Origin of the sequence: Streptomyces sp. NPDC051018 (genome assembly GCF_044456085.1) — a bacterium.
GTDB lineage: Bacteria > Actinomycetota > Actinomycetes > Streptomycetales > Streptomycetaceae > Streptomyces.
Genome location: NZ_JBITFN010000029.1, coordinates 54,210 through 67,203, shown reverse-complemented (window position 1 = coordinate 67,203; position 12,994 = coordinate 54,210). Strand labels below are relative to the sequence as shown.

General features: G+C 71.8%; 8 protein-coding genes and 1 riboswitch. Of the genes, 4 read left to right on the top strand and 4 right to left on the bottom strand.

The window, feature by feature from the left end; all coding sequences use genetic code 11:
* Positions 1 to 106 precede the first annotated feature (106 nt).
* Complete coding sequence (locus tag ACIBCM_RS32555) at positions 107 to 1,600, top strand: alpha/beta hydrolase (protein ID WP_399249608.1); 1,494 nt, start codon at positions 107 to 109, stop codon at positions 1,598 to 1,600.
* A gap of 49 nt (positions 1,601 to 1,649) precedes the next feature.
* Positions 1,650 to 2,003, top strand: coding sequence for a hypothetical protein (locus ACIBCM_RS32550; RefSeq protein ID WP_399249606.1), 354 nt, complete (start codon positions 1,650 to 1,652; stop codon positions 2,001 to 2,003).
* Between the two features lie 131 nt (positions 2,004 to 2,134).
* Here the strand turns inward: ACIBCM_RS32550 and ACIBCM_RS32545 are convergent, their stop codons facing one another.
* Positions 2,135 to 3,373 carry an NlpC/P60 family protein gene (locus ACIBCM_RS32545; RefSeq protein ID WP_399249604.1) on the bottom strand — a complete coding sequence of 413 codons (1,239 nt, stop codon included), beginning with the start codon at positions 3,371 to 3,373 and terminating at the stop codon, positions 2,135 to 2,137.
* Between the two features lies 1 nt (position 3,374).
* Positions 3,375 to 3,542: riboswitch (cyclic di-AMP (ydaO/yuaA leader) on the bottom strand.
* 650 nt (positions 3,543 to 4,192) lie between these two features.
* Between ACIBCM_RS32545 and pcrA the strand changes: the two genes are divergently transcribed.
* Positions 4,193 to 6,673 (top strand): DNA helicase PcrA, encoded by a 2,481-nt coding sequence (gene pcrA, locus ACIBCM_RS32540; protein ID WP_399249603.1) that lies wholly within the window; start codon positions 4,193 to 4,195, stop codon positions 6,671 to 6,673.
* Between the two features lie 315 nt (positions 6,674 to 6,988).
* Here pcrA and ACIBCM_RS32535 read toward each other — a convergent pair whose 3' ends face one another.
* Both ACIBCM_RS32535 and ACIBCM_RS32530 read right to left on the bottom strand, forming a co-directional pair.
* Positions 6,989 to 8,776 carry a peptidoglycan DD-metalloendopeptidase family protein gene (locus ACIBCM_RS32535; protein ID WP_399249601.1) on the bottom strand — a complete coding sequence of 596 codons (1,788 nt, stop codon included), beginning with the start codon at positions 8,774 to 8,776 and terminating at the stop codon, positions 6,989 to 6,991.
* Between the two features lie 351 nt (positions 8,777 to 9,127).
* Complete coding sequence (locus tag ACIBCM_RS32530) at positions 9,128 to 10,282, bottom strand: alpha/beta fold hydrolase (RefSeq protein WP_399249632.1); 1,155 nt, start codon at positions 10,280 to 10,282, stop codon at positions 9,128 to 9,130.
* Between the two features lie 400 nt (positions 10,283 to 10,682).
* Between ACIBCM_RS32530 and ACIBCM_RS32525 the strand changes: the two genes are divergently transcribed.
* A complete protein-coding gene (locus ACIBCM_RS32525) occupies positions 10,683 to 11,096 on the top strand; it encodes a cobalamin B12-binding domain-containing protein (protein WP_389267352.1) in 414 nt (137 codons plus the stop codon).
* Positions 11,097 to 11,271: 175 nt separating this feature from the next.
* On the opposite strand, the gene ACIBCM_RS32520 is transcribed toward ACIBCM_RS32525, so the two are convergent.
* A complete protein-coding gene (locus tag ACIBCM_RS32520; protein WP_399249599.1) occupies positions 11,272 to 12,993 on the bottom strand; it encodes a DUF5691 domain-containing protein in 1,722 nt (573 codons plus the stop codon).
* Position 12,994: the final 1 nt, after the last annotated feature.

Genomic DNA, 12,994 nt, shown 5'->3' with positions numbered 1-12,994 from the left:
TATGTCATGTGTCGCACGTTTGGCATGTGCGGCGTGACCGCGGCCGCGGTGCGGGTACGCGCGTGACCGGGGCCGTGGTCGCGGTCGTCGCCGTGGCCCGGGCGCCGTGTCGGCCGCGCTGACCGTGCTCGCCGTGCTCGCCGTGCTCGCCGTGCCGACCATGGCCGGCACGGTGGTCGTGGTCGTGTCCGCGCGTGCGCGGCCCGTTCGCACGGGCCGGGCGGGACGGAGCCGGACAACCGTCCACGCGGTGTTCGTCTCCTGTCGTTCACCTACCGCCGATCACCTCTTGTCGTACGCAATGAATCTGACGGGGAGCACCTTCTTCGCGATCACGACGGCGCTGGCCGTGATCGCCGTGCTGCTTCCGCTGCCGCTGTGGAGCCGGGTCCGCGGCCCCGCGCCCGTACGGTGTGCGTACCGGCTGCTCATGGTGGTCTTCGCCCAGGCCACGGCCGTGCTGCTGGTCTTCGTCACGGTCAACGACTCCCATGGTCTGTACGACAGCTGGGAGGATCTTCTCGGTATGTCGAGCCATGTGGACCGGGCCGCCGACCTCGGGCCGGACGGAACCGGCGGCAGGCGCTTCTCCTCGCTGCCGCCGCTGCGCCAGGACTTCGAGAAGGTGACGGGCTCCGGAACCGGCGGTGAGATGCTCCGCACCCATCTGCGGGGCGGGATCTCGGGTGTGGAGGGCGAGGTCCAGATCTGGCTGCCGCCGCAGTACGGCGAACCCGCCCACCGGAACAGGACGTTCCCCGTCGTTGAACTGCTTCCGGGCTTCCCCGGCTCCTCGAAGAACTGGTTCACCAAGCTGAAGGCTCCCCAGCAGATCGAGCCGCTGATCGCGTCGGGCAGGGTCGCGCCGTTCATCCTGGTCGCGCCCTGCACGATGCTGCTGGGCGCGCGGGACCACGGGTACGCGAACATCCCGGGCAGGATCAACGCGGACAGCTGGCTCAGCGTCGACGTACGCAGGATGGTCGCCGACAACTTCCGGGTCTCCCTGGCCCCCGGAGGCTGGGCCATCGCGGGCTACTCCTCGGGCGGGCACGGCGCGGCCGAGCTGGCCCTCGCCCACCCCGACCGCTACTCCGCCGCCGTCAGCCTGTCCGGCTACAACGATCCGGCCGCGGAGCAGTCCTCGCTCACCGGGGACGATCCGGAGCTGCGCCGTGAGAACGACGTTCTGAACATTCTGCGGGCGGCGGCGGAACCGCCTCCCGTTTCCCTGCTGGCGGTGGGGCAGGGCGCGGACGGCTATCTGCCCGGTCTCGCGCTCAGGGCGGAGGCCGAGCCGCCGACGAGGGTGGATCTGCGGGCCGTCAAGGGCGGGCACTCGACCTGGGTGTGGAAGGCGCAGGTCCCGTATCTCTTCGAGTGGCTGACGCGGCGGATGGGCCTGGCGGACCGGGGCGGCGGGAGCGGGGCGCGGCGGACACCCGGGGGCGGCCCCGCCGATGTCCCGGGCGGCCTCCCGGACGCCGTTGCTCCGGGAAGGCCCACGGGCTCCGGGGCCTGGGCGCCGGTGGGGATCACGGGTTCCAGGGCCGATGTCCGGGGTGAGGGTCACGGGCTCCACGGCCGAGGTCCCGGCTGAGGGTCACCTGCCCTGAGAGGGGCGAAATGGGGAGGTTAGGCTCCGCCACATGGACGTACTCATCAATGTCTTCGTGGCCCTGCACATCATCGGCATCGCGGCCCTGCTGGGCGGCTTCCTCACCCAGATGAAGACGATGGGGCAGGGCACGGCCCGCTTCACCCCGGGCATGCTCCACGGCGCGCTGACGATGCTGGTCACGGGAGTGGCGCTGGTCGGGCTGAACCAGGCGGACGACCAGACGGTCAACAACGTCAAGATCGGCGTCAAGATGGCGGTGCTGGTGGTGATCCTGGGCCTGGTGTACGTCAAGCGGGACGAGGAAACGGTGGACAAGGCCCTGTTCGGCGCGGTCGGCGGCCTCACGATGGTGAACATCTTCATCGCGACCCTCTGGACCTGAGCCGCCCCGCCGCGGGCACGGCGAGGCGAGGGGCACGGACGTCCGCGGGCCTGCGCGGGCATACGCGGGTATCTACGGACGACGGTGTACGGGCGGATCCGACCGCGACCGGTCCCGGGCACGCGCCGGCGTCAGGCGGGGCGCACGCTGCTGTGGATCGGCATGGAGAAGATCGACTCCTCGCGGACCTTCGCGCCGGGTTTCGGCGCGTGGATCATCTTGCCGCCGCCCGTGTAGATACCGACATGGCTGGTGTCGTCGTAGAAGAAGACCAGGTCACCGGGGCGCAGATCCTTGGTCGCCACCCGGGTGCCGGTCTTCACCTGGTCCCAGGTGGTGCGCGGGAGGGTCACGCCCGCCGACTTCCAGGCCGCCTGTGTCAGCCCGGAGCAGTCGTACGAGCTGGGCCCGGCCGCGCCCCAGACGTACGGCTTGCCGAGCTGGGCGCGGGCGAAGGAGAGGACCTTGCCGGCCTTGGCGGTGGAGCTGCCGGAGCCCGGTCCCGGCCGTGACCCCTGGCCCGTACCCGAGCCGGATCCCGTACCGGAGCCGCTTCCCGTGCCGGAGCCCGTGCCGCTGCCGGGCTGCCCGCTCTGCTCGCGCTGCTTCTCCAGGCGCTTGCGCTCCTCCTGAGCCCGCTGCCGCTCCCGGGCCTCCTGCTCGGCCTTGGCCTCGGCCCGGCGGCGGGCCTCGGCCTCCTTCTCGCGCTCGATCGCCGCGAGCCGGGCCTTCTCCTCGGCCGTCAGCTTCGACAGCAGCGAGCGCGCCTCGGCCAGCTTCGCCTGCACCCGCTGCTTGCCGTTGCGCAGGGTCTCCTGCGACTCCGCGAGTGATTCCAGGCTCCGCGCGGCCCGCTCCCGCTGCTCGGCGGCCTCGGTCCGCTGGGTCTCGTAGTCGGCTATGACCTCGCGCTGACGGTCCGTCATCCGGTCCATCAAGTGGTTCTGGTCGAAGAACTGCTGCGGGCTGTCCGCGAACATCAGCGCGGCGGTCGGGCTGACCGCGCCCGTGCGGTACTGGGCCGCGGCGTAGGAGCCGAGTGTCCGGCGGGACTCGTTCAGTCTGTCCGCGCGCTTCGCCGTGTCGTCGAGCAGCCGGTCCACCTCGCGCCGCTTCTCGGCGGTCGCCTCCTTGGCCCTGTTGAACTCCTGGGTCGCGGTCCCCGCCTGCCGGTAGAGGTCGTCGACCTTCTTCTGCACCTCCTCGACGGAGGGCTTCGGCTCCGGCGCGTCCGGCGCGGCGGAGGCGTTCCCCGCCGACAGCAGACCGACGGACGCGAGTGCCGCGGAGGTGATACCGGCGGCCGTCAGGGGTTTCGAGGTGAGCGCGGTAAGACTGCGGGGCTTGCGATGCGACGCCAACGCCGGCATCTCCTTCTTCCGTTGACCGCCTACCGGGTTAGCTGTCGGGTTCGGGCGGAACGGAAGGTCGCCCTACGGACCAGTCATTTCAGGCCAGTCCGATTCACCCCGGTTGTGCATGGTGGGTCCCCGGTTTCGAACTTCCTTGGGGGAAGCCCGAATTCGACGTGGCCGCCCGCTTGGCGTGGATCGCCGTGGGGGTACGGGCCGCCTGATCGAGCACGCTAGCAACCGTGTGGCCGCGGTGAAGGCCGATGTTCGATATTCCCGATACTTTTCTGTGACCTTGGCGTCGAGGGTGCACGGGCGCGGGGACGCCCGGCCGATGACCGAAAGAGGTCGCCCGGCCACCCCGGGTGCGCGGGCGCGGGGGCTCCCGGAACCGTATCCGCGTGACGGCGGAGCCGCCCTCCGGGGACCCGGACGAGGACACGATCACCGCTGGTCACGGCCGTGGCGGTGGTGGTGGCAGCCGTGATGGCGGTCGTATCGCGGTGCCGGCCGCGGTATGCCCGTCGCGCCTCCCCGGAGCCGTCCCGCCCGGCACGCCTGCCCCGCCCGGAGGCGCCTCGCCCGGAGCCCGCCCGCCTTACCGGACCCGCGTCCCCCCGCCCGCCTCACCGGACCCGTCACCGGGGGCGGGGCCGTGCTCCACGAGGCCCGTGCCGGCGGCATGTCCGTATGCCCGTATCCGTACGGTCCCCGGGTGCGTACAGTACGCAACGACCGGGCCGTACCGGTGTGATCACCGTGTCCTGACGCCTCCCGGCGGCCCCGCGGCCGATGCGGCGGCGGGCTGTCAGTGCCGAGGCATAAACTCGGAGAGCGATGAGCAGCCTCTTTGACGAAGACTTCCTGGCGAACCTCCGGCGCACCCCGGAGGAGCCCCCGCCGCCGCCCGAGGACCACGAGGGTCCCGGGGGCCCGGCCCGGGAGGAGATTCCGGACGATCTCTTCCAGGGCGCGTTCGACGTACCCCCCGCCAGAGGCGCGTACCACCGCGACGGCGCGCCCCGGACGGTCGTGGACCCCGAAGCCCTGCTCGACGGGCTGAACGAACAGCAGCGCGCCGCCGTCGTGCACACCGGCTCCCCCCTGCTCATCGTCGCCGGGGCCGGATCCGGGAAGACCCGGGTGCTCACCCACCGGATCGCCCACCTCCTGGCGACCCGCAGCGTCCACCCCGGGCAGATACTGGCGATCACCTTCACCAACAAGGCCGCCGGTGAGATGAAGGAGCGCGTCGAGCAGCTCGTCGGCCCGCGCGCCAACGCGATGTGGGTCTCGACGTTCCACAGCGCCTGCGTCCGTATCCTGCGCCGCGAGTCCAAGAAGCTCGGCTTCACCTCGTCGTTCTCGATCTACGACGCGGCCGACTCCAAGCGGCTGATGGCCCTGGTCTGCCGTGATCTGGACCTGGATCCCAAGAAGTTCCCGCCCAAGTCCTTCAGCGCCCAGATCTCTAATCTGAAGAACGAGCTGATCGACGAGGAGAGTTACGCCGACCAGGCCGCCGGCTCCGGGGGCGGCTTCGAGAAGACGCTCGCCGAGGCGTACCGGATGTACCAGGCGCGGCTGCGTGAGGCCAACGCCCTGGACTTCGACGACATCATCATGACGACCGTCCATCTCCTCCAGGCGTTCCCGGACGTCGCCGAGCACTACCGGCGGCGCTTCCGTCATGTCCTCGTCGACGAGTACCAGGACACCAACCACGCCCAGTACACCCTCGTACGCGAACTGGTGGGCACCGGATACGAGGATCTGCCGCCCGCCGAGCTGTGTGTCGTCGGCGACGCCGACCAGTCGATCTACGCCTTCCGCGGGGCGACCATCCGGAACATCCTCCAGTTCGAGGAGGACTACCCCCAGGCGACGACCATCCTGCTGGAGCAGAACTACCGCTCCACACAGACGATCCTGTCCGCCGCCAACGCCGTCATCGAGCGCAATGAGAGCCGCCGCCCCAAGAACCTGTGGACCAACGCGGGCGCGGGCGCGCAGATCACCGGCTATGTCGCCGACACCGAGCACGACGAGGCCCAGTTCGTCGCCGACGAGATCGACCGGCTCACCGACGCGGGCGACGCGAAGGCGGGCGACGTGGCCGTCTTCTACCGTACGAACGCCCAGTCCCGTGTCTTCGAGGAGATCTTCATCCGCGTCGGCCTGCCCTACAAGGTCGTCGGCGGTGTCCGCTTCTACGAGCGCAAGGAGGTCCGGGACGTTCTCGCCTATCTGCGCGTCCTGGCCAACCCCGAGGACAACGTCCCGCTGCGCCGCATCCTCAATGTGCCCAAGCGCGGTATCGGCGACCGGGCGGAGGCGATGATCGACGCGCTCGCGCTGCGCGAGAAGATCACCTTCCCCCAGGCGCTGCGGCGCGTGGACGAGGCGTACGGCATGGCGGCCCGCTCCGCGAACGCGGTCAAGCGCTTCAACGTTCTGATGGAGGACCTGCGGACGATCACCGAGTCCGGCGCGGGACCCGCCGTGGTCCTGGAGGCCGTCCTGGAGCGCACCGGCTATCTCGCCGAACTCCAGGCGTCGACCGACCCGCAGGACGAGACCCGGATCGAGAACCTCCAGGAACTGGCCGCGGTGGCCCTGGAGTTCGAGCAGGCGCGGGGCGAGGAGGAGGGCACGGGCACCCTCGCCGAGTTCCTGGAGCAGGTCGCGCTCGTCGCAGACTCGGACCAGATCCCCGACGAGGACGAGGAAGGCTCCGGTGTCATCACCCTGATGACCCTGCACACCGCCAAGGGCCTCGAATTCCCGGTGGTGTTCCTGACCGGCATGGAGGACGGTGTCTTCCCGCACATGCGCGCCCTCGGCCAGACCAAGGAGCTGGAGGAGGAGCGCCGGCTCGCGTACGTCGGCATCACCCGCGCGCGTGAGCGGCTGTATCTGACGCGGTCCTCGATGCGGAGCGCCTGGGGCCAGCCCTCGTACAACCCGCCGTCCCGCTTTCTGGAGGAGATCCCGGGCCGGCATCTGGAGTGGAAGCGTACGGGCCCGATGGCCGCGCCCGCGGGCCCCACGGCCGGTATCGGCTCCCGGCTGCCGTCGATGCCGTCGTCGCGGCGCTCGGGGACGTCCGGCGCCGCCGGGTTCGCCACCCGGCGGGGGGCGTCCGACAAGCCGGTGATCTCCCTCGCGGTCGGCGACCGTGTGACGCACGACCAGTTCGGGCTCGGGACCGTGATCGAGGTCTCGGGAAGGGCGGAGACGGCGGAGGCGATGATCGACTTCGGTGGCGCCAAGCCGAAGCGGCTGCTGCTGCGGTACGCGCCGGTCGAGAAGCTGTAGGCGGCGGGCCGTTCGCCCGGAGCGCGGGCTGCTCCTTTTTGGGCCGCCCGCTGATCCACCGGCTCCGGGCCGTGCGAGGACCTACGGCTCGTTGCCGGGCGGAGGCCGATGGCGCGGGGCGGATGCGTACCGTCGGGTGCGGTCCAAGGGTTCGGTGGGTGCCCATGGCCGAGGGCGCAGCGCGGACGCGGTCCAGCGGCGAGGGCCGTGCGGTGGTGTTGTCGTCGCCGGGGTTTGTTGAGGTCGGCGGCCGGCCCCTCGGCCTGGGCCGACGGGGACCGCGGGCCTGGCCGGCGGGGGCGATACGGCGCTGGATCAGACCGGGCTGAGGCCGTGGCTCTGGAGCCAGGTCAGGGGGTTGATCGTGGAGCCGCCGCCGGGCCGGACCTCGAAGTGGAGGTGGGGGCCGGTGGAGTTGCCGGAGTTGCCGGAGTACGCGATGACGTCACCGGCCTTCACCTTGCCGGAGCGGACTTTGGCGCTCGACAGATGGCAGTACCAGGTCTCGGTGCCGTCGGGCGCGGTCACGATGACCATATTGCCGTAGGCGCTGTTGAACTGGGTGCGTACGGTGCCGTCCGTAGCGGCCATGACCTCGGAGCCGTAGGCCACCGGGAAGTCGATACCCGTGTGCAACGCCATCCAGTTGACACCGGACTGGCCGTAGTACGTACTGAGGCCCTTCTGCTGCACCGGGAGCGCGAACTTGGGCCGCAGGGCCTCACGCCGCTTGGCCTCTTCCTCGCGCTTCTGGCGCTCCGCCTCCTGGCGTGCCTTCAGGTCGATGCGTTCCTGGGTGCGGGAGGCGCGGTCGCCGAAGTCACGGGCCTCGGCGCTCAGTGCGGCGAGCTGGGTGTCCATCTTGCTGTTCGCGGCGACCTCCGTGACGGAGGAGGCGTCGGCGGCGGCCAGCGTGGTGGTGTCTTCCTTCGGCGGCTCGCCCATGCCCCCGACGGAGGCGGCGGCGATGCCCGCGACGCCCATGACACAGGCGGAGGGGACGGCGACGGTGAGGAGCGCGGAGCGTTTCGCGGGAGTACGGCGACGGCCGCGGGCTCCGCCACTCGCGCGGCGCACGGGGCGGGGGGTGACGGGAGTGGCCGCCCTGATGGGCTCCCGGTCCGGTTCGGGCTCCGCCTCGGGCGCGCCGCCGGGTCCGTCGTGGAAGCCGGACTCCGGGTCGAGTCCCGTGCCGGGTCCGCTCGGTCCGTCATCCGCCGTCGCCGCGGCTTCGGTGCCGGCGGAGGCGCTGCCCGTGTCGGAGCCGGTGTCGCCCTCGCCGTCGAGTTCGTTCTCGTAGGAGGGGTGTCCGGGAGCGGAGGTCCCGAAGTCCGTTCCGTAGCCGGATGTCTCCCCGTACTCGGGGACCTCGGCGTACTCGGGTGCTTCCGCGCCGGTCTGCTGTGCGAGTTCCCCCATCAGCTCGGGGCCGAACTCCTGGGTGCCGCCGAACTCCTGCGGACCCGGGGAGAACTCGGCGCCGAACTCACCGGTTCCGCGGTACTCGGTGAACTCCTGCTCGGGCATGTACTGCTGCGGTACGAGGGGGAGCGGCTCCACCCCCGTCGTGGTCCAGGCGGTGGCGGCGTCGGCGTCGAACTGGCCGGTGTCGAACTGCCCGCTCTCGAACTGGCCGGTCGTGAAGGCGGGCGCCTCCCACTGGCCCGTGGCGTCGTACGCGAAGGTGGCCGCGGCCGTCTCGAACTGCCCGGTCTCGAACTGCCCGGCTTGGAGCGCACCGGCCTCGAATTCCCCGGCCTGGAACTCCCCGGTTCCGAACTCTCCGGTTCCGGCCGACTGGCACCAGGCGGTGGCGTCCCACTGGCCCGATGTGTCGTACGGGGCGAACTGCGGTGTCTGCTGCGGCTGCTGTGCCGATGAGGTCTGCTGGGCTGCCTGGGGCTCGGCGTAGGCGCCGTAACCGGCGGTGGTGGCGCAGTGCGAGCCGGTGTCCCACGTGGTGGAGTCGTACTGACCGCTGTGCCCGGTCTCATAGCCACCTGGGCCGCCGGGAAGGGCGCCGAAAAGCGGGTCGGTGTCAAAGCTGCCTGTGGGGTACTGGTCGTGGCCGACGTACCCGGCGTGGGCGTGCTGGTCGTTCACCAACTTCTCTCTCGCCTCGGCAGCAGGACCTCTGGATCTGGGGCCATGGAGCAGACGGGTCCCAGAGGGGAACCAGTGGCGGCGACTGTACCCGGCGGTATGCGACGGCGACAATCTTCCCCTGGTTCTGGGCGGTCAGGAAACGGGCATTCGAGCGTCTTTCGGGGGCCGGAGGGAGAGCTTTGGCCCTACGTTCGAAATGCGTTCGACCTTCTGTCACCTGGGGTAAGGCTCAGGGGCGGGCCTTGGCGTGGGCGAAGGGCCGATCGGGGCCCGTCGGTGGGGCGGCGCGAGATGTCTCGGGGGCGATTCCGGGGCGCCTCGGGGTGTCCCGGAGTGCCTCGCGGCGTGTCAGGCGACCGAGACGACTCCCGGGGCGCTCGTCCCGGACCCGCTGCCCTCCAGGGACTGCCGGATCCGGGCCGCGACCGCCGGGTGGACCGGAAGGGCGAGATGGCCGATGCCGCTGACCCGCACATTCTCCGTGATCAGGTCCGGATGCTCGACCCGTGCCGTCTCCACCGGGGTCATCAGCTGGTCCAGATCGCTCCAGAAGCTGACGAACCGGGTCCGGCAGTCGGGGGCGGGCCCGCGCAGTTCCTCGATCACATCCGAGTCGGGGCGCATCTGGCGCACGATCGGGTGTGCGCTGGCCAGCGGGGCGACAGTGGTGCCCGAATGCGGGGTGCCGAGGGTGACGATCGTACGCACCCGTAGGTCACCGCCCAGACACTGTGCGTAATAACGTGCGATCAGGCCGCCCAGGCTGTGCCCGACGATGTCCACCTCGCTGCGCCCCGTGCGGGCGCAAATCTCCTCGATATGCCGCCCGAGCAACTCGGCGGCGGCGCGGATGTCACAGGTGAGGGGGGAGTAGTTCAGACACTCCAGATGGCGCCAGCCGTGCCGGGCGAGGGAGCGGCGGAGCAGGACGAACACGGAGCGGTTGTCGACGAAGCCGTGCAGAAGGACCACGGGCGGATGGCCGGGGTGGCCGCCGGCCGCCAGGGGGGTGGGCAGGGGAGCGGTCTTCCTGGTCCGGTGCTCCGGGCCGCGGGCCCGGGGAGGTGCGGTCTTCAGCTTCCGGGCGGCGGGGGCGGTGCCACGGGAGGGCGGGGGCGCGGCCCCGGCCGTACTCCGGTCCGGGACGGCATCCCGGACCCGGTCCTGGTCCCGGTGCCGGTCCTGGTCCCGGTGCCGGTCCGCCGTCACCCCGGAGCCCCGCTTGTCTTCCCGGGCCTTGTCCAGGTGGTCCGTGCCCTGGTCCCGGTCACGTTTCCGGGGGCTCCCGGAGGCCCGGGGCGCGCCCAGGGGGCGGGGTGTACCGGAACCTCCGGGCGGGCCCGGGTCCTGGGAGAGGTCCGCGCCCGGGCGCTCCTGGATGAGGCCGGAGGGGTAGAGCAGTACATGCCCGGCGAGGATCGCCAGCTCAAGGGCGGTGGCGCGCAGCAACACCGTCGGTACGCGCAGATCGCACACATTCCGCAGCCGGCGCACGGTCTCCATGCTTGCGGTCAGCATGCCCACGGGGCTCAGACTCAGGGGAAGGAAGGGCAGAACCTTCATGGGCCGACCTCCGTACGGCACCCCGGGGACGTCTTCGTCCCCCGCGTGCCCTCATGGGGCCCCTTCGTCCCCGGCCCGGTGCCGACGGCTCGGCGGTGGGTCGAACGACATGGGCGCCACCCCGCCGTACCGCCCGGCTGGCGGCCCGGTGGAACGGCCCTGAAGCGGCTCCCTTGCGCTCGCCCCGCCGCGACTGGTGTGTCGCGTGGTGCGGGAGCGATGCACAGTGAACTTGTCCCATGTGTGATTTCCCCCTCCCGGCCCACCGCGAAACGGTCAGGTGCGGGATGCTGTAGATAACGATCGTTCACTGTGCGGAGTCAGTCGTGTGGAGGCAGAGATGGGTGTGACCGGTCCGATCCGCGTAGTAGTGGCCAAGCCGGGGCTCGACGGTCACGACCGCGGGGCCAAAGTGATCGCCCGTGCCTTGCGGGACGCGGGCATGGAGGTCATCTACACCGGTCTGCACCAGACCCCCGAGCAGATCGTCGACACCGCGATCCAGGAGGACGCGGACGCGATCGGGCTCTCCATCCTCTCGGGCGCCCACAACACCCTCTTCGCGAAGGTCCTGGACCTCCTCAAGGACCGTGACGCCGAGGACATCAAGGTCTTCGGCGGCGGCATCATCCCCGAGGCGGACATCGCGCCCCTGAAGGCGAAGGGGGTCGCGGAGATCTTCACCCCCGGAGCCACGACGACCTCCATCGTCGAATGGGTCAACGCGAACGTCCGCCAGCCCGCCGGCGCCTGACCGGCCCGCCCGGCCCTTTTACCTCCGGTCCTGCTCCGTCCCTGTCCTTCTTCCGGGTCCGGGTCCGCCGCCCGGACCCGGAAGAAGCCCATGAGACGCGTGCGTCCCCGAAGGCCGGACTCTCCGGCCGGCAGCCGGTCTCCCGGCGTGGTGGTGCCACGCCGGGAACCCGGTGTCAGACGGCGGCCGCCGGTCTCGGGCCGTCGTGTACGGCGACCGGGCGCGGGTCCTCGGGCCCTGTGGCCCGACGCGGGTTCTCGGGCCCGGCGGCCGGTATCAGTTCATCGTGCATGGCGGCGCGGAGGCGGAGAGTGGAGACCAGCCGCTGGAACGCCTCCGACCAGTAGGCTCCCGCGCCCGGGGACGCGCCCTCCGTCTCGTCGGGGGTGGCCGTCAGGAGATCGAGTCGGGTGGCCTCACCGGGGGAGAGACAGCGCTCGGCCAGGCCCATCACGCCGCTGAAGCTCCACGGATAGCTGCCGGCCTCCCGGGCTATGTCCAGGGCGTCGACCACCGAACGGCCCAGCGGCTCCGCCCAGGGCACCGCGCACACCCCCAGCAGCTGGAACGCCTCCGACAGACCGTGGGCCGCGATGAAGTCCGCGACCCAGACCGCCCGCTCCTCCCCGGGAAGCGTCGCGAGCAGTTTCGCCCGCTCCGCCAGGGAGGAGGTGCCGGGACCCACCTCGGGCGGTATGCCCGGGGCGCCCAGCAGGGCCCGGGCCCACTCCGCGTCCCGCTGGCGCACCGCGGCACGGCACCAGGCCGCGTGGAGTTCGGCGGCCCAGCCGTCGGTCACGGGCAGGGCGACGATCTCCGCCGCCGTACGCCCCCCGAGGTGCCGGGGCCAGACGGAGAGCGGGGCTGCCTCCACCAGCTGGCCCAGCCACCAGGAACGCTTGCCCCGGCCCGTGGGCGGCGCCGCGACGACACCGTCGCGCTCCATGTCCGCATCGCACTCCCGGGGCGCCTCCACGGCGGCCATCGTGCCCTGAGCGCCCCGGTCCAGCCGTACGCACGCCGTGGCCCGGGCCGCCATCCGCCCGGCGAGCGCGGAGTCCGGCAGCGCGGACAGCAGCTCCGCGGCCGTGGCACGGACATTGCGGCTGCGGTCGGCCAGCGCCCGCTCCAGGAAGGGCTCGTCCGCACCCGACAGCCCCGTCCGCAGCGAGTCCAGGAACATCAGCCGGTCCTCCGCCCGCTCACCGGACCAGGTACCGGCGAGCAGGGCCAGCGCCCGGTCCGCGTCCCGCGCCCGGACCGCTCCCAGCAGGGCGACCCGCTCGGCGAAGAGACCCTCGTCCCACAGCCGCTGGACCGCCTCGGCATCGGCGGCGTCCGGCAGGAGCACCCCGCCGGCCGAGGAGCCGCGCAGGGCGAACTTCCACTCCGGGTTGAACCGGGCCAGCCACAGCCCGCGTCCCCCGGCGAAGGCGAGCGCGGACGGCCGCAGATCGGTCCTCGCCCGGGCCGCGTCCAGCAGCGCGGGCAGCAGTGACGGCGGGGCCTGGTAGCCGTGCCCGTTGGCGGCGGTCAGCCACTGCGGCAGCAGCTCGGTCAGATCCGGAGCCGTACCACGCCGGCCGCCGGACGAGGGCGCGGAACGGTCGGCCAGCAGCTGGGCCAGCCTCCGCCGGGCTGCCACCGGCAGCCGGGGCCGCGGATCCCCGGGCGCGGGCTCCGGGCGGGCGGAGGCCGGAGCGGGCAGCAGCCCCGCCCGGCGCCGCACGGTGTGCACCGCCGCCGCGTCCAGCAGCGCGGCCGGAGCGTCCCGGCCCGGGGCCATGACCCCGGGCGGCGGGGTGCGGCGATCGGTGCCGAGAAGGGCCGAGGTCACGAGATCTTCCCACTGCGTGGCGTGCTCCGCCGACGGTGAGGTGTTGGTGGTACCGGTCATG

What these genes read in the sequence shown, in the direction of transcription:
- ACIBCM_RS32550 (WP_399249606.1), top strand. Translation starts at nt 1,650, where the DNA reads ATGGACGTACTCATCAATGTCTTCGTGGCCCTGCACATCATCGGCATC.
- ACIBCM_RS32545 (WP_399249604.1), bottom strand. Translation starts at nt 3,373, where the DNA reads ATGCCGGCGTTGGCGTCGCATCGCAAGCCCCGCAGTCTTACCGCGCTC.
- pcrA (WP_399249603.1), top strand. Translation starts at nt 4,193, where the DNA reads ATGAGCAGCCTCTTTGACGAAGACTTCCTGGCGAACCTCCGGCGCACC.
- ACIBCM_RS32530 (WP_399249632.1), bottom strand. Translation starts at nt 10,282, where the DNA reads ATGGAGACCGTGCGCCGGCTGCGGAATGTGTGCGATCTGCGCGTACCG.
- ACIBCM_RS32525 (WP_389267352.1), top strand. Translation starts at nt 10,683, where the DNA reads ATGGGTGTGACCGGTCCGATCCGCGTAGTAGTGGCCAAGCCGGGGCTC.
- ACIBCM_RS32520 (WP_399249599.1), bottom strand. Translation starts at nt 12,993, where the DNA reads ATGACCGGTACCACCAACACCTCACCGTCGGCGGAGCACGCCACGCAG.